Origin of the sequence: Acinetobacter sp. YH12096, assembly GCF_013419215.1 — a bacterium.
Taxonomy (GTDB): Bacteria; Pseudomonadota; Gammaproteobacteria; order Pseudomonadales; family Moraxellaceae; genus Acinetobacter; species Acinetobacter amyesii.
The window spans coordinates 1-23,414 of record NZ_VPAM01000039.1 but is presented as its reverse complement, the minus strand read 5'-3'; the positions used below and the strand labels follow the sequence as shown (position 1 = coordinate 23,414).

Genomic DNA, 23,414 nt, shown 5'->3' with positions numbered 1-23,414 from the left:
CTCAAAAGGCGATACATTGTCAACGGCATTCTAAAATTGCCCCCTTTTACCTTACAAATGGCAAAGTAAAATTGACCCCTGAAATCAGAGAAAGAGCGGTTCAATTACTAATTGAATCTGAAAAAGATTATCCTTCTACTTGGGCAGCAATCACAGCTATTGCTCCTAAAATCGGTTGTACTCCTGAAACATTGCGTGTTTGGTATCAAAAATATTTAGATCAACAAAATCCTGTCAAAATACAACAGATATCTGATCAAGAAAAAATGAAGGGTAATCCCCCACTAAAATACTAGCTCTTTAAAAGAGGCAGTATTATGCTTTTACAACATGGTGTTTAACTTGAGAAACTGAATTTAAAACAATCTACTGTAACTCTTCCAGACAGATATGAAATTAATCCACCCCTAGCCCCTTAAACACAGCATCTACCGGATCTGCATAAAAGCTGGTCTGGAACTTGGTAAACAGTTCCACAGGAATCGTTGGGATATCTGCCGCACTACTCATTGGCAAAGCAACCTTCTTGGCACCAGCATCAAAAGCAACTTGCAGACATTCGGCAATACTTTCCACCGGTGTCACAGAACCACCCAAGCTCATATCACCCAGTACCACCATCTGACTTTGTACCGATCGTCCTAACAGGCCAGAAGCGAAAGCCACTAAACTTGGTAAGGCAAGATGGCTGAGCGGCCCGGTATTCTGTAATTCAACCACATGTAAGTGGAAGTCATGTTCCAGCACCTTACTGCCACCCGATATTCTGGATGCATTGGCCTTGAAGTAGTCAAATGCGATTTTGACCTGCTCCTTGGCACTGCTTGAATTCCATAAGCCTGATGTCGCCAATTTTCCAGAACCTTTGGTCACTTGAAGTTCTAAGCGGTATAACCCCGGCATGCCTTTATTACTCAGCCCGATGGTATACAGAAAACCTGGCTTGGCTGGACCTTCAGGAATCAGTCCGCCACCCCCCTGCTCTTTGACGGAAACAAAGTGCTCTTCTAGGGTGTCATTGTCGATATAGCTAAAATGCACATCATAGAATTCCATCCCTCCAATTTTCTTCAGCTGTTCTTTAACCCGACGGCGCACCTGCAGTGCATATTGAAGACATTGCCGTACATCTTCTTTATTAAACTGACCGTGTGGGTAGAGCAGCTTCATCAATCCAGAAACCGTCTTGCGAACGGCGATCACATCACGCTGATTCAGGTTATTTCCGAGTTTGAAGTACTTCTCAATGGAATCTGCAAAGCTACGCTTGCGCATTTCCCGGAAGAATTCAGCCAGATAATCAACAATCAGGCCATAACGGTTGGTGAAGAACTCCGGGCGCATCTTGGGAATTTCCCAGCCGGGGATGTAAGCATGAAAACGATCGAAGAATGCCGAATCAATCATGGCTTCAGGGAACGGCGCCAAGAGATGGCTTGTTTTAACCAGAGATTCCACACTTTGGTTAATATTACCCACAAAAACCATCGAAGCTGAGGCTTCCATCTGTTCACGACCACGGGCAAAAGATCCAGAGGCCATGTAGTCTTTCATGATCTGTACGCCATCTTTGTCCTTAAAGGAAATACCAGCGACTTCATCAAAGGCCACCACATCCCAGAGTCCAACCAGACCAATACGGCGGCTACTCATGTTATAGAACAGATTGGCGACAGTGGTTTGCCCACCTGAAACTAGAATACTATTCGGTGAACACTCTTTGTAAATATGGCTTTTCCCGGTACCGCGTGGTCCAAGTTCACAGACGTTATAGTTATTTTCAACGAACGGAACCATACGCGCTAATAGGTGCCATTGCACGTCCTCTTTTAACGAAGCCGGTTCCATGCCGATCGAACGGATTAAACTCTCGCGCCACTGATCAGTGCTTAATGCTGCTCTGCCACTGAAAAGTTCATCCATATTCATATTCGGCATTTGAATCGGCTTGAGTAAACTCACCCCAAATGGAGAATTGGTTTGTCCTTCTTCATAATAGTAACTGAGCGTAGCAATGACCCAGATACCACCAACAAGTAATTTTTCATACTCTTTGACGATGCCTGCCGAGATTTCGGCATCTTTGATGCCCAGATTACTAAATGATGCTTCGTATTTGTCTTTACGCTCATTCAGTTTTACAGTCACCCGATCAATGACCTTATAACTGCCCCGTTCACGGACCAGGGATTTCACCTTCTCGGCTTCATCCGGTCGGACGTAGTTCTCAGCCAGTACGGTCTTTACGTTACGTAGTCCCTGTTCAATGATCTCTGGATCATCCGAGGCACAGTACATCCCCAGCAGGTATTCGAGTACATAGACAGGGACATTTGCCCCTTCTTTGATCAGTTTAGTCAGATCCTTACGTACCACCCGCCCAGCAAAGTGTTCATTCAGCAGCTGATCCAGTTCTTTATCGTTAGCAGATTCCATGTAGGCTACGCTCTATCGTTAATTCGTTATCAGGAGAAGTCATCGGTAAATGCCAGATCAATGGTGACCTTATAGCGTTGCATTTCGATATTCAGGTCTTTGTCCTTCAGCACTAGGAAGTAATCCTTCTTACGGTCAAAATCAGTACCGGATAATGACAGTCTGACCTGTTTGACCCGATCGGCAACAGAGTCGGTACTGCTATCAAAAGTCAAGGTTTCTTCACTGGAAACTTTAAGATCCCCATCATAAATGGCAATGGATAAAGTCACTGGCATGACCAGCTCACTGACAGCTTCGGTTTGCATCAAATCAAACTTCTGGATGTTATTGACCATCTTCAGCGTGGATTTGGTAGAAATGACCTCAACTTTACGCTTGGTCCGCTGTCCAGCCTTTTCACCACGCAGCTGTTTTACTGTCAGTACAGGCACTACGATTTCCTGAGGCATGATTCCGCCATGTACGAAACGTGAGCCTCCCACAAAATGGAAACGGTTCGCCCCTTTTGGAATCCAGAAATCAGTCGCAGATAGTGTGCCTGCCGTAGCTTGGGTTGAGCCTTTCCATGCTTCCTTGCTCTCTGGTAAACCATGCCCAATCACATAGCGTTTTTTGCTTTTCAATGCATTGGTCGGTTTTTCAGTCAAGCTTGAACGATCCGCAGATTCCAGTTTACTTTGCTGGAACAAGAAGCCATGGTCGGCTGTGATCAACAGGGTAGAAATATTGAAATGCATCAAGATTTTGCGGCTAAGTTCGGTCAGTTCTTCAATGGCATGTTCCACCGCCATAAAGGTTTCTGATTCTGTAGAGGCACTGTCTCCCCGAGCATCAATCACGTTGTGATAAACGTAAATCAAATCATGGTCTTTAAGTGCTTCACGGCCTTCATCACGCGACCAACCTTTTACCGTTTCAGCGGTAACCGCCAATCCATTATAGGCAGCCAGAATTTTGGATCGTGCTGCAGTCCCTTTGCTGGACTGCCCATCTACTAAAACATCATCACCTGCGGCCTCTTTGTACTCCAAAGTCTGATGCGGCAACAACGAGGCCATGCCAAGTGTGGTGTAACTTGGGACAACGCCCAGCTGTGAAGACAATGTCGCTTCAGAATAACGCTTTTCATTGATACGATCACGCAGCTCTACCGCAGCTTCATAGCGAAAAGCATCACTGATGATCACCACAATACGGCGTTTCGTTGCAGAATTCAGCAAGGGTCTGACATGGGTATCATAGAAGTTTTGCTGATTTGGGATATCTGCCATTTTCCAGACATTCAGACGTTGCTCTGCTTCAATCCGCTCTCCCCAGTTGCGCGCCATGTGATCGATATACCAGTAGGAATAGCAATTTTCGACTTCTTCATCGAGTTTTTTCAGGATATCGACATGAGCGCGTTGAGAAGCAGCACTGTAGTGGCGATAAGCCATATCAAAGCGATACAACTCCTGCTCGTAGGCTTTATACAAAGCTTCACTCGAGTCGAAATAGAAACCGGCATCAAACTGCTGTCGCAGGCTAAACAGCTCAATGGCTGCCTGCAACGCTGTATAGACAGTACGATATTTACGGCGTGTTGCATCATCCTTATGTTTGGAAGCCCAATAGCCATCCAGACGGGTAGAAATAATCGTTCTGAAATGTTCCAGTTCAGCTTTGGTTGCTGCAGGGATCTGGCTGGCCAGATCGACAATGATCTTTTGTTCAATCACTTCAAAGGTCATGACATCGAGCAGCTGCTCCAGATCAAAGACCCCGACCTTCTCCTGGATCCGCAGTGCATTGGCCACGGTCTGAGAGAGTGTATCGAAGGTTGGGTAGTATTTAGAACTGTCTCTCCAGCGCGACAAAAAGGCTCTAGCCGTCGCACGGGAGCTGACGGATGACATCACCAGTTCTTGAGCCCATACGGGGATATCGCCCAAGCTTTCACAGAAACCTGTGCTCATCAAACGGATAAAGAACGTACCGAGCTTGAATGGTGCTTCCCCATTCAACTCTTCAACCGATGCTGGATAACCAATTTCCGCCTGTAATGCTGTGACTAAAGCTGGCACTAGTTGGAATTTTTCCAGTTCAGCAAAGGAGTCTGGATTTACTTCCAGAGCCAGGTTCTGCTGTACCATTTCATCTGCCAGTGCCAGAACGATATGCATAAGTTCGGCACTGTCAGCCTTGACCACAGCCGCAATCATGGCCATATCCAGATCCTGTGCATCTGCATCAGGCTGGATATAGCGTTTCAATGTACTCAGACGGGCTTTGGCTTTAAGGAATTCTTCACGTTTGGCCAGATGTTCTCTTAGACTCTGCTGCTGTAAACCCAGCTCATTGAAAATAATCGAGAAACGATCGGCATAGAAGCTGCGTGAATACAGCTTGATGTCCAGTAACCAGTCTTTTTCGGTCTCAGGCTCAGGACTAGGGAAATACAGCAAGTATTTACCCTGCTGATCCTCAAGTTCCAGTTTGAGCTTGATCTCCAGACTCGACTCTTCTGCCATATTCAGAATATGAACATCATTCAGTTTTAACGCCTTTACTTCTTCGCTAAAGGACTGTTCCGCATCGTACCAGAAGACAATCCGGTGCTGTTCAATATAAAAGGCTTGTTCCAGACCTTGTTGTAGTTGACTTAAATTCATGCAACGACCTCATCAAGGTCTAGTACCGGAGAAAAAGCATTCATCATTTCTCCCCCGTAATCGCTTTGACTTCAGCCAACAAGTCCCCAAACTTGCCATAGTTCACTTTCACCCCATCATCTAGATCCAGTGAAATACGCTGATCGGCATAATGGCGCAGTTTTTCCTCAAAACTACTGAGTTCAGCCTGTTGCTTATGCAGGTTTTGCAGCTCTTTTTCTTTTCGTTTGATTTCAGCAGCAGAATCACTGTTTTCTATTTCACTTTGCAAAGAATTGGCCATAGCGGACATTTTAGAAATCAGCGGCATGACGTATTCGGTACGCATACGTGCCAAGGTACTTTCGTTATAGCGGTGTAAATACACCAATGCTTGGAAAGCCCCCTGTTTACCACTGCTAAATAACCAGTAGATCGGCCGCTTTTTATAGGTCTGCATGTGATCTTTATAGAACTTGCTAGCGAGGTAACGGCGAATGGTATCTTCAGCTGTTTCACTGGCTTTTTTATCCAAGCTTTCTGCCAGCCACTGCATATTGGCATCTAGCGTATCTTTACCCCAAACGGCAGTTAGGAACTCTCGAATACGGTGCGTTGCATCATCTTCAAACCAGTGCATTTCGGTCAGTGGAATAATACCGTCTGCATCGGCTGGGAATCTTTGATACCGGCTGGCATCAAAGTCTTGATTGCCTGCATGGGCATAGATCAGACCTGGTTCGTCCAGGCTATAACGTCCCATCATACAGCCAAGCGCATAAGAGACTAAACGCTGGCTGTCTTTTTCACGGTCGGCACGGGTCAGCGTAATTTGCTCATCGGGTACATCTGGGGTGAGTTCATCCTGTAAACCATAAGCATCAATAAACAGCTTATTGTTTTCTTCTTCCAGACGTTTCATTTCAGCCACGGCGTCAGCATTTTGTTGCTGCCATGTGTTAAATGCTTGTTCTAGATTTGACTGCTCCGTACGAATAATAGGATTCTGAGTAAAATCCCATGAGGTTTCGTAAGAGTCCCAATCAATTTTAGAAATTTCATATAGCTTATTTTCAATTTTAGATAACCGACTATCATCAAATATTTTTTCTAAAACAGGAGTTATAGCTATTACTCCATTACTGTAATGTAATCCTTGCAGAGAAATATTAACTAAGGTCTGAAAAACTTTAGAGTTCATAAAACCGTGCAAAATAGATTTATGCTCTTGTTTCTTTAAAATGGCTGTTGGACCTGTTGTGTCAAATACAAAGCCTTGACCAACACTTCTAGCATTAAAATAACTTGAGGTTAAATCGCACCAAGTCACTCCTCCTTTAAAATAATCATGCGCATTACGGATAACACTTTTCTCAAATTTTCTTAATTCAAAACCATCATTTTCCCAATTTATTACCCACTCATTATTCCCATACCATCGTCTAAAGCCCCCCCCTTTGCTATGAGGAAACCATTTTCGACCTGATTGAATTGCCTTAGTAACGTCTGTAGCCTCAAAATAAATTTGATTTATATTTAATTCATTCCATAGTTTTAAATACAGATTATTATCTGCGGTAGCTAACCCTTGTCTTGCATCAGCATATTCTTTTAATGGTTTACCAAATGTGAATGCATCTACTATTTTATCACTCACCCAATAAGCCACAGGACTTCCAGGTATTTTCTTAAAATCATCTTGAATCGTAGAATCAAAACGATTAAGTCCTGATCTTAGTTCAGTTTCTTTTTGATCCTGCTCTGTATCTACAAGTCGAAAAAATACTGGCTTGAACCCATTTAGATGTTTACCTTGCATCACAAATGCAGTCGCTTGTACCACCTCACCTGAAATTTCAGGGAATGCTCGTGCACCTAAATGCGCCATGGTTTGAATGGTACGATCTTGTAAAATCTTTTCACGCATTGCTTCATAAGACGATAAGAACATCCAGCTTTGCATAGTGACCATGCTGTTAAAGCCACTGTCTTTACACCAAGCAAACCCACGTTCAATAAACATGCTGAATAAATCAGATTTACTATCTGGGAACTTTTTCTTAGCAAAATCTTTTAAGATTGCATTCATTTTTCCTCCACCCATATAAGGTGGATTGGCAATCACAGCATCATATTGTTTAGCAAGTAATATAGCTTGCTGGACTAGAGGGAATAATTCTTGAGCTGACTGCTGTGCAAAAATATCCCCTGACTCCAATGCTGTATTCAGCTTGGTTTCTAAATCAGGCAATTTTTTAGCAAATGCCGCAGGCACTTGAATCAAAGAACCAAAGGTCGAAGCATGTTCAAATAGGTCTAATAATTCTTTTAAATCTGCCTGTGCAATACCGGTACTTGCCAAATCCTGACTGAATGCTTCTAAACGTTCCGGCTGACTATCTTGCAGTGCAATAATATTCAGCTTCGGTGGATTGCTAAATAAACGGCGGTCATCTTCACGCGCTTTCATTAACAGCGCAAAACTGGCGAGCTGTGCGGCACGGGTATCAATATCAATGCCGTACAGGTTATTTTCCAAAATCAAACGTGGAATATCACGGCTACGGTAACCACGTTCTAAGTAAATCGCTTTTAAGCAATCATAAGCTTCCACCAGAATATGCCCCGAACCACAGGCTGGATCCAGTACCGTAATGCTTTCAGGGTTTAAAGTATCGCCATCTTCACTGATACGGACATCAATCAGCTGTTTTAACTGGGCATTGACTTCATCGGCCTGTTCCGCTGGCTGAATATAATATTCCCATTCACTGGCCAGGGTACTTTCTGGCTGTGCCATCATCCATAAGCGACCGACGCTATTCTGCACCAGATATTTTACAATCCAGTTCGGGGTGAAGAGTTGCGTCGCTGCAGGAATGTCTTCACTCTTGACGACTTTACCAATCACCTGATCTTTCTTTTCAGAAATATAGAACTGATACAGCCAGCCAATAATCTGCACATCCGACCAGTCTTCTTCTGGAATGCTGCTGACCAGATCACGAATCAAAGAATCGGTCTTGGTCAAATTGTCAGGTAATAGTAGTTCAGATTCATCAGACACCTGTTCAAACAGGAGTGGCATCACCTGATTCAACGCATGACACTGAGCCAGTAACAGCACACGGTACAGCTCTTCGTCTTTATTACCATCCAGCTTGAGTTCAGCCACACGGCTTGCATCTAAACCTGGTAGGTCAATATCCAGACATTCTTCCAGAATCTGCGGCAAGCCTGCACGACCATCGGCACTACTGAGTACACGGCGGCCATGATCCAGTAAGCCTTTGCATTCCATGTAACGAATGGCACAGAGACGGTTAAACCAACTGTAAGCGATATAATCAATCGTCTGCTCAAAACTGCTGGCTTGAATGCGTTTGATCAGCTTGTCACGTGGTTTCATGACGGATAGCGAAAAAACCTGATCGCCAATCAGCAGCAAGTCGCCTTTCTGTTCAGCCGGTAAAATGCTGTCTGCGGTGATGCCGTATTTGGCGGCCTGCTTGCGCATGGCTGCGATAAAATCGTTACGTGCTTGCGGTGCGTATTTTTTAATATTGCTGGTGTTCATCTTTAAACCTTTAATTAATGACTGATGCCGATATCCCTAAGCCCTGTTAGCGGATACGCACACGCTTTTTATCACTCACAATTTTTTTCAATTCAGCTTTGAGTGCGTCTACAAACTGATCCACTGATTCTTCTGTTTCCAGATAGACACTGCTGGAGGTTTTGCTGTAAATGCTGGCGACATCGACTTCCACCACCGGTTTGGGTGGCACTACGGCTGTCGCAGGCTGTACCAGACTCGCAGCAGGTGTTGATGTAACTGGGCTGGAGGTGGTTGCAGTGTTGGTTACACTCTCTGCTTTGCTCTGAGCCAGTTGTGCCGCTTTGGCCTGACGCTGGATTTCCGCCTCAACTTCGCTTTCCAACTCATACAAGGCTTCATCAAAACGCTCGACGCTGGTTTGAGTTTGCAACATATAGATGGTGGACAGGCTGGTTTCCACTTCAATATCCGCTTTGAGCAGTTGCAGCGGACGCAATAGCTTATTGCTCAGCTCAGCGGTGGCAATACCACTGTTTTTAATCTCGGCTTCCAGCTGCTTGATCTTGTCATCAATGTGTTCTATCGCCTGACTGCGCTTCTCACTCAACAGTCGCTCATTGACGCTTTCCACAGTGCGAACCAAATCAGCCACTTTATTTAACAGACCATAGGGCGATTCAAGGGTGGAAATACGATGTAATTCGGAGAGGGCTTTTTTTGCCACCTCATCACTGCCCAGCGCCTGTTTATTTTTCTCAAAATGACGTAAGGCCTGTTGCAGTTGCTGCCAGCTCGGCATCTGGTTAGTGAAGAACTCATGAATATCACGATAATCTTCTTCCAGATCCAGATAGTCGTCCTTGTTCTCAACCACGGCCTTAAAGAAATCGAAACTGTCGCTATTCGCTAGTAAGCGATCTATCGTGAGAATCGACTTTTCAATCACTTTCTTGCCCGGGAACTGCCCGACATCAGTTTTACTCTTATAGGATTTAAAGTTGGCTAACCAGTTTTTAAAATGTTGGGTATAGAATTCAAACAGCTCTTTTTCTGTCGCTGGTCCCATGGCCGAGAATAGGTCTTGGGTCAGTTGGCGTGCCTGTTTCAATACCTGATCATCAGTCTGGCGTTTTTTAATGATCGACACATCACGGCGACGGCGGCTGTTTTGTAAAGGCTCAAAGGCATCTTTTAACTGTAAGCTGCCGCCATTTAACTGCAGAGAAATCCGCCCCATTGCCGCCAGCTGACCTACCAGCAGTAAAATCTCGGCATCTGGCCAGCCATAAGGACGTTTGGCAAAACGATCCACCACATCCGATACCAGAATACGTTCCGTACCTGTTGCACGCAGCGAGATGTATTGTTCGACATCCTGCATGGCTTTTGGATTACTCTGCCCACCATTCAGTGACAGGCCTAACTGCGCCATATCATCCACAGTCAAAACAGCGTTCAGTTCACGCCAGGCATCCTGCTGATAGACTTGCAGATAGCTCAGTTTGGTATAAGTGTTTTCCAGCAAATAACGACAAGCCTCATCCAGCTTGGTGGTTGAACTTGAAGATGAAAGTTGTAGGTGTTGACCCAAGGCATAACTTTCCGCGTCCAGCAACATTTCTTCGACCCGGGCACGCAGGCGTTTTTTACGCTCCTGGTTCTCACGGCCACGGTCTGCCAAAATGCGACTGATATCGGACTGAGTGCCATCATCATTTAAGCGGATAAATTTATTGGTTTTCAGCCAGGTGCGCAGTTCATTAAAGAACTGTTTATCGTCTGCCAGTTTAAACAATATCTGCCCTTCAGCCTCGGCGCTTTTACCAATACAGAAAGCTTCTGTGTAGAGGTTATATTCCGTATCCAGTGGAGAAATGATTTCAACTTTCAAATCGCTCTCATACTTGCCATCCAGGCTATGACCATCCAGAAAACGACCAATCTGATAGTCCATCTTGTTGGCTTGATGGCGGTATTTGTTCTGATCGCGCAGTAAATCTTTAAAGATCAGATTGGCTAACTCTTTATTTTCTTCTGAAGCTGCTAAGTCTGTGGCTTTAATTTTACGAGTGATATCGCGTTCTTCATTGGTCAGGAACAGGAACTCATCGCCATTCCTAGTAATCAGGCTCTCTTTTTCCAGACGCAGTAGGCTTTCTTCAATCCGCTTGCGTAATGCCAGCTTATCTTCATCAATTTTCTCAATCGACAAAGTCACCAGGTTATCCAAGGTACCTTTGATGATATCGACATAGCGGATCATGAACAGGGTACGCAGCATCTGCACATCAAAACCATCCAGGGTCTTATTCTGCCCTGCCTGGTCGATGGTACGCTTCACTGCTGTATCCAGGAAGCCTTCGACCGAAGTATAGAAGCGATGGAAAGGAACCAGGGCACCGACTTCATCTGTGGCAATCGCGTTCGCGGCCATCTGGAACGCATCCAACATGGACCGTTCACCATAGGCCAGGTGAGCACCGGTCGCACCGACCTTACGGATTTCTTCAAAAACTTTCTGCACCAGCTGGAAATGGTACGGCGCAAAAGGATAGTTATTGATAAAGCTGTCTGGACCCTCATAGTTCTTGAGGGTTGGGCCTGAACGGTCAAAGGTAATCTGGTTTTTTAAAATATCACCCTTTTGCTCAAACACTGATCTGAGCAATGCTTCAGCTTCTGGGGTTTTACGTAATAAACGTTTCTGGATGACTTCATCGGTATTGGAACTGGATAGCGATAAACGGGTTTTAAAACGTCCAGCAATCTTGGAGAAGTCATTGGCTTTGGAAGAAGACATCTCACCTAAAACAGCATCGATGTCTGCCTGTGAGGTCACGATAATCCAAGCGCGGCCTTTACAGATCGTACCCAGGTTTTCAGTAATGGTTTGCAGTGTCAGCATCAAGCGGGTATCGCTGCCAATAAACTGCCCCACTTCATCCACCAGGAACAACATGCGTTGCTGGGGTCCTTTACTGTCCAGGTATTCTTTCACCCACTGACAGAAGTTTTCGACCGAAACACTAAAGGTCTGCTCAGAATCCTCAAACCACTTGTGTGCAGCTTCTGCTGATAGATTCAGTGCCTGAGAAATCGCAGTTTCGACATCATCCTGATAGAACTGATATCCGTCACGTTCTTCTAGCCAAGACATGCCGCTGGATTCCTCAAACGCCTGTTTAAAGCGTTCGTAGACACCTTTCTGGCTCAGGTGACGTTCCATATGGGCAATATGTGGATGGTCAGCACTAAAACCCTGATACTCGTTAAACACACGTAAAAACACATTCAGGATCGGATTGCCATCATCGTTGGAGCTGGCTTTACTGTCGATGTTAAACAGGATGACATCGGCATGATGGCTGACGGCCTTACCAATATCGGCACGGATAAACGCATCACGGATTTTGCTTTCATCAAAGAATTCTGCAGCACTGCGTTCGTTACCTTCCGCGTCGCGTGCCACTTTATTGGCCAGAATATACGACAAGGTTTTCAGGAAATGTGATTTACCTGAACCAAAGAAGCCCGAAATCCATACGCCGACACGGTTGGCAATCGAAGGATCGCTCAGGTCTGTGCCATAAGACTGGAAAAAGTCCCGAAAATGCTTTTCCAGTTCATTGGTGACCACATACTCATCGAGTTCCTGATAAACCGTAGTATTGTCATTCTGGTCTGCTTTTACGACCCCGTTAATCGCACGATCTAATGGCTTATAAAAAAGTTCTTTAATGTTCATCTCAATCCATTCCCCCGAATTCTTATTTCTATTTGCCGTGTTAAGGCACTAATCTGAATGCTCTGTAGTAATTATTGCTTGGAATTTTTCCAAATAAACTCATCGCTTGACCGTCGTAATAACCTGGGTAAAACAGCACCACTGGCTTATGCCCCAGTAACGAATGCAAACTGTTTAATAAGTGATGGGCACGTAACAGTGGCCAAACCGACCCTACCCCAGTCATCAACACAATATCTTGCGCATTGGTGGCATATTTACTCACCAGATAGGGCGCGAACTTATCCATATGCAGTGGGCCTTTCAGCGCTTTGAGCAGCGCATCATCGCCTTTGGCTTTTTGCATTTGAATGGCTTTATCGATGAAGTTACGCTCAGCCAGATAATCCACCACGGCTTGCAGCAGGTTGATATTCACCACCTTCAGCTGACTGTGTTTTTTCTCCAGCATCCCGTCTAGAAAATGCAGATATTCGCGCACTTTCAACTCATCTTCAGGTGCATAATCAAAAATCCAGAAGCCAATTTCATTGCCCAGTCCTTGCCCGGTGAGAAACTCGGTGGAAAGAATTCGCTCTGGAATCTGATTCAGACGCTCATGTATTTTTTGATTCATTGCTGCCCCCTCTACAACTACCGCGTCCATAGCGACACTTCCATAGATCTTTTAATGCGTTGTTTATAATGTTCTTCCAACAGGCTACGCAGCTCTGCTCTGACGATCACACGCTGCAACTCCAGCTTACGGGTACTTTTTAAGTAACCGGCTTCTGCCAGCATGCGAAACACCACCTGCCCCATTTTTTTCTTGCTGGACTCTTTCCATTCACAGATATCAGGATCGCGTTGCGAACGCTCCTCCAGAAAATCTGACCAGATATAACTGTCCAGGTATTGAGCCTGAGAGATATAGGCCTCTCTCATCACCGTTTCCATAAACTCAAGCAGCAACAGGTTGCGTTCCAATGCGCCACAAAAAGCCACCTGGGTCGCCAGCTCATCATCCCCATCACGCAAAGCTTTCCAGAAATCAGGCTCTAAGCGCTCCAGACGCTTACGAATAGCGGTGGCATTGCGTTGAGCTGAAGCAGGCGTTCTTTTTTGCAGAATATTGTCAATCTGAATTGCCTGATACCATTGTTCTGGAGTCGCCTCTCGTAATAACAGATCCGCGATCAGCCGGCTTTCACGTACCATCAGTGAGCCACCAATCAGGTCACTGTCATAATGAAATTGCTCTAACATGGCCAATCTCCTATGACGCCTGATCAAACAGATAAGATGACAGCTTTTCGATATCTGAACGTTGTAACACCAGAGGATATTTCAAGGCATCTTCCGCCTCAGCTAGCGTGATCGCAGCCTGATATCGCTGCAAGGTATAGTGAGCCAGGGCTTTTTTGACCGGAATCTGTAATCTGCCATCAGGCATGCCGAAGTCTTTTTCGACTAGCGCTTTTTGAGCTTCATTCAATTTTGGATTAGGGATCAGCGTCAGTACAATTTCTTCATGCCATTGCTGATCCTGAGCAGGGCCTACTGACTCAATCGCCACCACAACAGGTGTGCGATCAATCCTGGAGAGTAAAAAGTCCTTAAACTGCTTGCTCTGATGGCAATAGGCACGGACATGCCAGCGAAAACCGGTATACACCAGGGTGTGTGGGGAAATGATGCGTTCATGCCACTGCGGATTCTGCATGGAGGCATAAATCATTTTTAAAGTGTTTTGGTTTCGGCAGGCACGCAAAACTTCCCGAATCACTTCAGGACGTACACTGCGATCAGGTAATTGAACTGCTGCAAGATTCGGTTCTGGTGTCGCAATCAGGGTATGCGATTCACTAACCAAACCTGACAGCATATTAAGATATTCATTGATGTGCGCTGTAGTCAGTACAGGCTGGAAGCTGGCCTTAGGCACATAACCCTTGACGGAGGGGTCATGAATCAAGGCATCTGGGTTATACAGCGTATTATAGCGCTTGATATCCGCAGAAGCCTGCTGTCGACTGAGCCCAAACCAGCTCATTAAACGATTGGTAACCAAACGACCTTCCCAGTAAGCAAGCAGCTCGATCGCTCGCATTCGTAGCAGGACTTCATGCTTATCTGTCGTCATATACCAATCAGTCAATAAATAGCAGCTTTAAGATTACCCTACAGCAAATATACAGTAAACATTTTTGACGGTATTTAAAGGTAGTATTGCAATCATCAGATAAAAAATATACTAGTATCCTGATGATAGCCGTCAAACTACGATCTCTAGCAGATCATGGATCCTGGTATAGCGCGTGAATTGAGCTAAGTTTTAGAATGAGAGCAATATGGGTTTTAGATTTCGTAAAAGTATTAAATTATTCCCGGGTTTTAAAATTAATCTGACCCATAAAGGCATCAGCAGTGCCAGCATTGGCAAACCTGGTGCTTCTCTAAATATTGGGAAAAAAGGTACGCGAACCAGTGTCGGCATTCCAGGTACGGGACTATCTTACTCTAAACACCAGCCTTACTCTAAAAAGACCCGTGTTCCACAACCGACATCGCTAGAACACACGGAATATAATCCTCAGAATTTAGAACAACCGAAGACAAAGATCTGGCCTTGGATTATTTTTGGAATATTGTGTTTTATTGTAGGTGCCGTCATTTTTTAGCAAGAACAGCATTGTATTTTGATCAAAAAAAAAGCCCACATGGATGAATGGGCAAACTAAGGAATTAATATCCTTCAGAAACTCCAGCGCAATTCTCGCTACTTTCAGTAAGCGACTCTGGCTCAATCATGATAGTCTGACTCAATCGAATCGAGGTAAATCGATCCATCACAATTGGAGCAGAAATTATGCTTGAATACATTCTTGAATGATGCTGAAAAGTCTTTGAGTTTTAATTAATAAATAAGAGTATCCATGTCTACCCTCAACTTTACTTATTTTCAGATAGCAACCAATCGAGAGCACTCATTTTTACAATACCATTATAATTCGCTTCAGTCCCTATCGTGTCTAAGGTAAGCAAATACTTGGGATACGAATCAGAAATTTTCTGTAATGGACGTAACTCTCGGCTGAGTGTCTCCTCATTGAGCGTTTCTAATGCCACCTGATAATAAGTTAAATTCTGTAAAGTATCGACAGCAACAAAATCAATTTCATATTCATCAACCCGCCCTACATAGACCGTATAACCTCGTCTGACAAGCTCAAGATAAATCACATTTTCTAAGATATGACCTTGATCAGCATTAGCATCAGGCAACATAATCCGGCGCAATCCGACATCAACTAAATAGTATTTTTCAGAGGATTGTAATAACTCACGCCCGCGTACTTTAAATTGTGCGGCACTATAAAATAACAAACTGTCCTGTAAGCCCTGAATATAGCGTTTTACTGTTTCAAATGAAATCTTAACCCCACTTGAAACAAAGGTATTTTTAATTTTATTGATGGAAATGGGTGAGCCTGTCACGCTTGCTAAATATCTTGCGACACGCTCGAGAGAGTTAATATCGGCCGTATTCAAACGGGGAATAACATCTTTAAACATTACACTGGCATAGACCGCTTGCAAGTAATCATAAGTTTCCTGCTGGCTAGTCATGGCAAGCGTATAAGGGAAACTACTGCGCGTATACATGGCATACAAATCACGATTGGATAATTGTTGGATGATCGGATTATTTTCAATATGCCACTGTTTAAATTCTTGGAATGACAGAGGTAGAACGTGTTGCTCGATATAGCGTCCTGTAAGTAAAGTCGCAAGTTCTCCACTTAGAAAGAATGCATTTGAGCCTGTAATATATAAATCGATATAATCCCGAACATATAAGGAGTCGACTACTTTCTCAAAATTGGTAACATGTTGTATTTCATCTAAAAAAACATAGTTTTTTTTGCTTTTATCAACTTTAGACAGTACATAATCATGTAGTTTACGGTAATCTGTGAGTTCTTCAAATTCCATAAATTCGAAATTGATAGCAATGATGTTTTCGGCTTGTACACCCTGTGCTTTTAGGTCTTGTTGAAACATCGCTAACAAGGTGGATTTTCCAGAGCGACGTACACCCGAAAGCACTTTAATGACATCACGGTCTTGCCATGTATTCAGAAATTTTAAGTAGCCATCACGTCGAATATTAGCGCTTCTCATTATTTACACTTAGAATCTAAAGTTTTAATAAATTCTATCAAATTTTAGAATGTATATGTAAATATATTTAGTTTTAAGAAAAGTTTAAAGGTTAAGTGAAACATTCAAAGCTGCTGTAGAAGCATGTAAACATGCAGATCTGATCAAAATCCAAATTCTGTCTTTTTGATTATTTTCCATGTCATGTTATGTCATTTATGCTACGAGTTAACTGCTATATAAATTAAGTGAAAAGTAAATGGAACTAAGTTGTTAACTAGAGTGGAACTCATTTTTGTTGTGCTGATGGTCTCAGCCTTAATCCTAATTGCTTATGAAATGCTAAAAGGTTTATTTTAGAGCATCTATACAATTTTTGATCAAAAAAAGCCCACAGAGGGAATCTATGGGCGAAACTAAGGACCTTGACGGTCATTCAGAAACTACAGCTAGTTTCTGGTTGTGATTCTGGACTGAATTAAAAATAACCATATTGGCTGAATGTATCAAAAGTTAAATCATGTGATTAATCATTGATACTTCTGCAAAAATGAGCTCATCGCTCTGTTGATTAATACAGTAATTCACCAAACAAATCCGCTCTAATCTCTTCCAGGCTCAGATCTGATTTCATCCTATTACAGATGGGATGAACCAGCAGACCATTCTCTAGAACACCTTGCCCACCTACGGCTTTGGCAATCCGATGATCCGATTCAGTAGAATCAAGATAGATCAATCCATCACAAATGAGGCAAAAGTTATGATTACCCACCAGAAAATTGTGCTTAAGCAGACTCTTGGTTAATGCCGAAAAGGCCTTGGGCTTTGACCGAGAAATTGGACTAATCGACTCCACATATCCCACTCTATTGTAAACAAGACATTTTTATCTTTTATATTCAATGGCTTATTTTCCTGCTAATTGGTAATACCATGAAAAATACCATGCTCAGAAAAGGCTTAACAATATTTTGAAAAATTGCCTACTGAGCGCTGCCGCACAGCTCCATAGGCCGCTTTCCTGGCTTTGCTTCCAGATGTATGCTATTCTGCTCCTGCAGCTAATGGATCACCGCAAACAGGTTACTCGCCTGGGGATTCCCTTTCGACCCGAGCATCCGTATGAGACTCATGCTCGATTATTATTATTATACTCTGTACACGACAAATTTCACAGAACCCTTATCCTATCAGGATTCTGCTTTCTTAAAATTGCCAAAATTTCCTTAAACTCTTCTTTTTTCCCAAAACCAATTAAACGCTGAATCGCCATTTGAACATAGTCTAAACCATAGCGAAATAAACTCATTGAGAGTCGTCCATGCTTCTTTATTTTTATCGCTTTTTTTTGATTATGTTGCCATTCACCCGTTAAGTAACACCAACAGAAGCTTATAGTTAACACCGCAATCAATTTTTTCACTCGTCTAGGGTCTGTCAAGCGCGTATTTTCAAGATTAAACCCGCGTCCTTTGAGACAACTGAATAAGGTTTCAATTTCCCAGCGTAATGCATAATCCTGAATAGCATTGGCATTAAACTGAGGAGAAACGACGAGTAAAAGCTCTCCATTTTCTAACTGTAGTGCACTTATATATAGTTTCACCCGACCAACCAAAATCCGTCGTTTACGACATTCAATTTGACCAACTTTAAGATGGCGAAATAAATCACTAATTTTATGATTCTTTCCTAAATGATTGGTGACAATGAAGTTTTTTTAACACGAATGCAGAAGTTGATGTCTTGTTCAATTAACCATGTAAACCACTGCTCACCGATAAACTCTCTGTCTGCGAACACATTCACAATACGGTCTTTACCAAAAATGGCTATAAAGCGTTGAATCAAAGCAATACGCTCTTTCGTATCTGAATTTCCACGTTTATTAAGCAATGTCCAAAGGATAGGTATCGCTATTCCACGATAAACGATTGCGAGCATCAGGATATTAATATTTCGTTTTCCCCATTTCCAATTGGTTCTATCTAAAGTCAGTTGCACTTGGTCGAATGAAAACATATTGAAAATCAACTGAGAAATTTGACGATAATCAAAATACTGACCTGCAAAGAAGCGCTGCATACGTCGATAAAATGATTGTGGTAAACACTTGATGGGCAAGGCTTTAGATGCAGAAGAAAGATTACATGTTTGCTTTAAAATAATCACAAGCATGATGAGCGCAAAGCACTTTAAATGTGACTTGTTCCATTTTAGAGATTTGTTTAAGATAAGATATAACTCATTGAGATGTGTCATAGTATTCGTCGTTAGAAAACAATTATTGTGACATTATTTCAATGAGTTATCTATTTTTGTCGTGTACAGAGATTATTATAGAAGCCCCCATGAATAAATCGCTCATCATTTTCGGCATCGTCAACATAACCTCGGACAGTTTCTCCGATGGAGGCCGGTATCTGGCGCCAGACGCAGCCATTGCGCAGGCGCGTAAGCTGATGGCCGAGGGGGCAGATGTGATCGACCTCGGTCCGGCATCCAGCAATCCCGACGCCGCGCCTGTTTCGTCCGACACAGAAATCGCGCGTATCGCGCCGGTGCTGGACGCGCTCAAGGCAGATGGCATTCCCGTCTCGCTCGACAGTTATCAACCCGCGACGCAAGCCTATGCCTTGTCGCGTGGTGTGGCCTATCTCAATGATATTCGCGGTTTTCCAGACGCTGCGTTCTATCCGCAATTGGCGAAATCATCTGCCAAACTCGTCGTTATGCATTCGGTGCAAGACGGGCAGGCAGATCGGCGCGAGGCACCCGCTGGCGACATCATGGATCACATTGCGGCGTTCTTTGACGCGCGCATCGCGGCGCTGACGGGTGCCGGTATCAAACGCAACCGCCTTGTCCTTGATCCCGGCATGGGGTTTTTTCTGGGGGCTGCTCCCGAAACCTCGCTCTCGGTGCTGGCGCGGTTCGATGAATTGCGGCTGCGCTTCGATTTGCCGGTGCTTCTGTCTGTTTCGCGCAAATCCTTTCTGCGCGCGCTCACAGGCCGTGGTCCGGGGGATGTCGGGGCCGCGACACTCGCTGCAGAGCTTGCCGCCGCCGCAGGTGGAGCTGACTTCATCCGCACACACGAGCCGCGCCCCTTGCGCGACGGGCTGGCGGTATTGGCGGCGCTGAAAGAAACCGCAAGAATTCGTTAACTGCACATTCGGGATATTTCTCTATATTCGCGGTTCAGCAGGCATGTCCCCTTTGAGGGCGACCCGACGACAGGATAATCGACCTTATGGTGCGCAAATATTTCGGCACAGACGGTATTCGTGGCAAAGCCAACGAAGGCGCGATGACGGCGGAAACCGCCTTGCGCGTCGGCATGGCGGCTGGCCGTGTCTTTCGTCGCGGTGACCACCGCCATCGTGTCGTGATCGGCAAGGATACGCGCCTGTCGGGCTATATGCTTGAACCCGCGCTCACAGCCGGTTTCACCTCGATGGGCATGGACGTATTCCTTTTTGGCCCGCTGCCGACAACGTAATAGGAAGAATAAACGCCCTTTTCACCCAAGTCCAAATTAATTTGCCGATTCCATAATCAGGGTGTATTACAATTCCATAGAGTTTTTCAATCCAGGTGGTTTAGCTGATAACTTAACGATTGATCAGCTTCTTCGTGAAGATTACTCGCCATGGGCGCGCAATAAAAGGATATCTGCCACGTTCAAAGAAGCGCATTTTATTGAAAAATATGGGTCAGGCATCAAACGAATCCAAGAAGGCTTCGCATCCTATGGTCTGCGTCCCCCTGTCTTTGAAAATTTCCAGCACGGTTTTCGAGTTATTGTCTCATCAAAGCTACTTTTCGAATCTAATGAGGGAGTAAGTGAGGGAGTAAATCTACTATTTAATCAGATAAGAACTAATCCAGGAAAGCGTGCACCATTTTTAGTAAACGAGCTATTAGTTCCTGTCAAGATAGTAGAGCGGTGGCTCAAAATCTTAAGAGATGATCATAAAATCGAGTTTCGAGGAGCTCCTAAAAGTGGAGGATACTGGCTAAAATAGAAATCAATGATACTCTTAAGTGGCACCAATCGAACTCCTATTTTAGCATTTAAAAAAGTATCCTCACATCATTTTATTGAACAATACCTAAGGCTGCTCTGGCGGCATTGATATGATTATCGTCGTTGCACTCTACCGCAAAAGCGCCATATGCTAATGGAGCTGCAGCAGCCCTCTCTATAGATTGTTCGTAGAGCCTATCCCATATCGTTCCGCCTTGTTTAGCATACTCCGTTATCAAACTCTTCAGGCTATCCTCTCCAAAAACCGATACGTGACCAGAAAAGTCCAGTGCAGGATCACCCATATGCGCAGTAGACCAATCTATGATACCAGAGGTCTTACCTTCCTTCGAGGTTAAGACATGCCCTGCATAGAGATCGCCATGGATGAAACAAGTGAATTCAGGCCACAAAGGGTCATTGTCCAACCATCTACGGTATCTGTTTTCCAACGGCTCGCTGATACCTATCTCAGATTTCACCAAGTGGATACGGTCAGCTATTTCGGTCCTCAATTCACTTGGAGTCATTATTTTCAAGTTGCTCTTTCTCACATCGTCAGCTGTAATACGATGTAATTCGGCCAATGATTTTGCCAGAGACTCCACATAAGCTATGCTATCGCGATCTATGTTCCAAGAAACCTCATGTGTTATCGCATCGAATGTCAGAGCAGGCGCATCCTCCAGTAAAGGGTAGGCTATTAGGCGCTCCGATACAATTTTCCAATCAGGGACATTGATCGACAGGTTTCTTTTGGCTAAATCCAATATTCTACTTTCATTTTCGATTTGTTCAAGCATATCGCTTCTTCGAGGTATACGGAGTACCCAGTTCTCACCGTTTACTTCCTTTACAAAGGCAACTCTAAAGTCGATGCCCATCTCATTGACGCTCATCTCTTCCGAAATTCTCAGCCCATGCTCTAGGGCTAATGTTTGCATATCTTCGATTGTCATTTCTATACTGTTTTCTTTTATTAAATTGGTACCAGTTCCCCCGACAGGACATTCTGAATGTCATATACAGGTGTAACACTTTACCCATATTCTTTTCGTATGGATAACACTTCCCATCAGGGAACAAAAATCTGATACATGAATTAATTGTGAGACAGTAGACCTACTGTCGCATTGAAGCCATCTCGGCGACTATTTGATTAGGAAAACCAAGGCTTTGCCATCATAGCCTTATCATAGAAGTATAACATAGTTGTAAAGATAGAAAATTATTTTTTATTCATCCATGATGTTATTATTTTATAATAACATCATCTAAACATGTCCTGTCGCTCTTTTGTGCTGTGATATTTCATACCTATTAACTGCTTTCGTTTGAATTATACGACGTTCTACTCACAATAGGGCAAGGGTTACTCATTCCGTAGGATGCGGTTCACGTATAGGAAGAATAAACGCCCTTTTCACCCAAGTCCAACAGCTTTGGACCGCAGTTGACTCTTTCGACACCCCTGCGATGCAACCCAATCCGGCTGACGGGGAGCCAGCAACGCTGAAAATTTACCCTCCTCTTTCCCACTAGCGGCTCCTTTTCCGACAACCAGCACGGCGGATCCCTGCCGCGGCGCTGTGAACGCAGCATTTTGATTGGTATCGTTGGCCTTCAGGCTCGTCAGTCAAACAGACCCAGGAGCAGCTCAGCCGGTGGCGCCCGGCTTTCGGGTAACGCCCTGGTCCCGCTGGTTTCGGCTTTGTGCTTCAGGTGATCAAGGATCTGCTTGATCACTATAGGGTCTTCAATGCAGGCGATGACTTTCATGGCGCCGCCGCAGCCGCTGCAGGTCTCGATGTCGATATTGAAAACACGCTTGAGCCGTTGCGCCCATGTCATCGACGCTCGCCGTTGTGCTGGTGTTGCCGGTTCATCAGCCACCCTGACCTTGTTGCCCCTGCCCCGTTTTGCCGGCGTGACCAACGCCCGGTGCCGACTGTTGGGTGCGAACACCCCGTGGAAGCGGGTTAGGTTGACTCTGGGCTTCGGTACCAGGGCGGCCAGCCTTGCAATGAAATCCAATGGTTCGAAAATGACGTGCGTGGTGCCGTCCCGGTACGGCGTCTTGAGCTGGTAGCGCACGTTGCCGCCTCGTGTTAACGACAGCCGCTTCTCGGATACCGCCGGGCGGCTGATGTACCGGCACAGCCGTTCGAGCTTCTTGCGTTCATCGGCCCTGGCCGCCACGCCGGCGTGCAGGCTGGACCCGGCTACCTTGCCAATCCCGTCACCGAACGGATCACCACTGGTCGGCAGAGTTTGCAAAGTGAACACCTTTCGCCCCGCCTGTGAACCGACAGCGATACGGTAAGTGATCGAGTGCCCCAGCAGGGGTGTCATCGGGTCGTCATCCACCGCATCCGAGGCCAGATAGCTGTTTTCGACATCCCGTTCCAGCAGGCCTTGCCGTTCCAGATAGCGACCCACCCGGTGGGCGATGGTGTGCGTCAGCTGGGTGAGCTCTGGGCTGGTCGGCGCCTTGACCCAGCGGAAACGCGCTGAGCCGTGGGATTGCTCGACATACACACCGTCGAGAAACAGCATGTGGAAGTGAACATTCAGATTGAGCGCCGATCCAGAACGCTGGATCAGGGTGACCGCGCCCGTCTTGGCCACTTGGTGGGTATGGCCCGCTTTCTTGACCAGGTGCGTGGCAATGACGCGGTAAACGATGCCCAGCACCCACCCCATGATCTCGGGCCGGCTGGCAAACAGGAAACGCAGCTGAAACGGGAAGCTCAACACCCACTGACGCATGGGTTGTTCAGGCAGTACTTCATCAACCAGCAAGGCGGCACTTTCGGCCATCCGCCGCGCCCCACAGCTCGGGCAGAAACCGCGACGCTTACAGCT

Annotated in this window: 15 protein-coding genes and 2 pseudogenes; 5 read left to right on the top strand and 12 right to left on the bottom strand. The window is 45.0% G+C overall.

Annotated elements, in window-relative coordinates; all coding sequences use genetic code 11:
* Positions 1-35: 35 nt before the first annotated feature.
* Positions 36-272, top strand: a pseudogene (locus FTU36_RS14055) (hypothetical protein); the annotation flags it as partial.
* A gap of 124 nt (positions 273-396) precedes the next feature.
* Here the strand turns inward: FTU36_RS14055 and brxL are convergent.
* Genes brxL through FTU36_RS14020 form a run of 7 tightly spaced genes read right to left on the bottom strand, consistent with a single transcriptional unit; the run spans position 397 to position 14,495 of the window.
* Positions 397-2,436, bottom strand: coding sequence for a protease Lon-related BREX system protein BrxL (gene brxL / locus FTU36_RS14050; protein ID WP_159153674.1), 2,040 nt, complete (start codon positions 2,434-2,436; stop codon positions 397-399).
* 29 nt (positions 2,437-2,465) lie between these two features.
* Positions 2,466-5,090, bottom strand: coding sequence for a BREX-1 system phosphatase PglZ type A (gene pglZ, locus FTU36_RS14045; protein ID WP_180111402.1), 2,625 nt, complete (start codon positions 5,088-5,090; stop codon positions 2,466-2,468).
* A 43-nt stretch (positions 5,091-5,133) separates the two neighbouring features.
* Positions 5,134-8,646, bottom strand: coding sequence for a BREX-1 system adenine-specific DNA-methyltransferase PglX (gene pglX / locus FTU36_RS14040; protein WP_180118329.1), 3,513 nt, complete (start codon positions 8,644-8,646; stop codon positions 5,134-5,136).
* A 46-nt stretch (positions 8,647-8,692) separates the two neighbouring features.
* Complete coding sequence (gene brxC / locus FTU36_RS14035) at positions 8,693-12,373, bottom strand: BREX system P-loop protein BrxC (protein ID WP_180118327.1); 3,681 nt, start codon at positions 12,371-12,373, stop codon at positions 8,693-8,695.
* Positions 12,374-12,413: 40 nt separating this feature from the next.
* Positions 12,414-12,989 carry a DUF1788 domain-containing protein gene (locus FTU36_RS14030; protein ID WP_136143646.1) on the bottom strand — a complete coding sequence of 192 codons (576 nt, stop codon included), beginning with the start codon at positions 12,987-12,989 and terminating at the stop codon, positions 12,414-12,416.
* A 17-nt stretch (positions 12,990-13,006) separates the two neighbouring features.
* The gene (locus tag FTU36_RS14025) at positions 13,007-13,618 is read right to left on the bottom strand and encodes a DUF1819 family protein (RefSeq protein ID WP_180118325.1); all 612 of its coding nucleotides are present in this window, start codon (positions 13,616-13,618) and stop codon (positions 13,007-13,009) included.
* A 10-nt stretch (positions 13,619-13,628) separates the two neighbouring features.
* Positions 13,629-14,495, bottom strand: coding sequence for a WYL domain-containing protein (locus FTU36_RS14020; protein ID WP_180118323.1), 867 nt, complete (start codon positions 14,493-14,495; stop codon positions 13,629-13,631).
* Between the two features lie 208 nt (positions 14,496-14,703).
* Here FTU36_RS14020 and FTU36_RS14015 point away from each other — a divergent pair, with 208 nt between their 5' ends.
* Entirely contained in the window at positions 14,704-15,033 is a 330-nt protein-coding gene (locus FTU36_RS14015; RefSeq protein ID WP_004726791.1) for a DUF4236 domain-containing protein, read from the top strand.
* A 271-nt stretch (positions 15,034-15,304) separates the two neighbouring features.
* Here the strand turns inward: FTU36_RS14015 and FTU36_RS14010 are convergent, their stop codons facing one another.
* The 3 genes and pseudogenes from FTU36_RS14010 to FTU36_RS14000 form a co-directional block, all read right to left on the bottom strand.
* The gene (locus FTU36_RS14010) at positions 15,305-16,537 is read right to left on the bottom strand and encodes an ATP-binding protein (protein WP_001255534.1); all 1,233 of its coding nucleotides are present in this window, start codon (positions 16,535-16,537) and stop codon (positions 15,305-15,307) included.
* Between the two features lie 550 nt (positions 16,538-17,087).
* A pseudogene (locus FTU36_RS14005) lies at positions 17,088-17,399 on the bottom strand (HNH endonuclease signature motif containing protein); the annotation flags it as partial.
* 291 nt (positions 17,400-17,690) lie between these two features.
* Positions 17,691-18,781 (bottom strand): IS4-like element ISAba1 family transposase gene (locus FTU36_RS14000; protein ID WP_120366390.1). Its coding sequence is split into 2 segments (ribosomal slippage): positions 17,691-18,241 and positions 18,241-18,781, totalling 1,092 coding nucleotides; the frame shifts between segments, so codons are not numbered across the junction.
* Between the two features lie 89 nt (positions 18,782-18,870).
* Here FTU36_RS14000 and sul2 point away from each other — a divergent pair.
* The 3 genes from sul2 (at position 18,871) to FTU36_RS13985 (ending at position 20,547) form a co-directional block, all read left to right on the top strand.
* Complete coding sequence (gene sul2 / locus FTU36_RS13995; protein ID WP_001043260.1) at positions 18,871-19,686, top strand: sulfonamide-resistant dihydropteroate synthase Sul2; 816 nt, start codon at positions 18,871-18,873, stop codon at positions 19,684-19,686.
* An 86-nt stretch (positions 19,687-19,772) separates the two neighbouring features.
* Positions 19,773-20,021, top strand: a complete 249-nt coding sequence (locus FTU36_RS13990; protein WP_071830581.1) for a phosphoglucosamine mutase — start codon at positions 19,773-19,775, stop codon at positions 20,019-20,021.
* Positions 20,022-20,082: 61 nt separating this feature from the next.
* Positions 20,083-20,547 (top strand): ATP-binding protein, encoded by a 465-nt coding sequence (locus FTU36_RS13985; RefSeq protein ID WP_071830580.1) that lies wholly within the window; start codon positions 20,083-20,085, stop codon positions 20,545-20,547.
* A 73-nt stretch (positions 20,548-20,620) separates the two neighbouring features.
* Here FTU36_RS13985 and mph read toward each other — a convergent pair whose 3' ends face one another.
* On the bottom strand, positions 20,621-21,508 hold the full coding sequence (mph, locus tag FTU36_RS13980; protein WP_071830579.1) for an Mph(E)/Mph(G) family macrolide 2'-phosphotransferase: 888 nt from the start codon (positions 21,506-21,508) through the stop codon (positions 20,621-20,623).
* 673 nt (positions 21,509-22,181) lie between these two features.
* A partial coding sequence (locus FTU36_RS13970) for an IS91-like element ISVsa3 family transposase (protein ID WP_218954412.1) occupies positions 22,182-23,414 on the bottom strand: 1,233 nt, incomplete at its 5' end.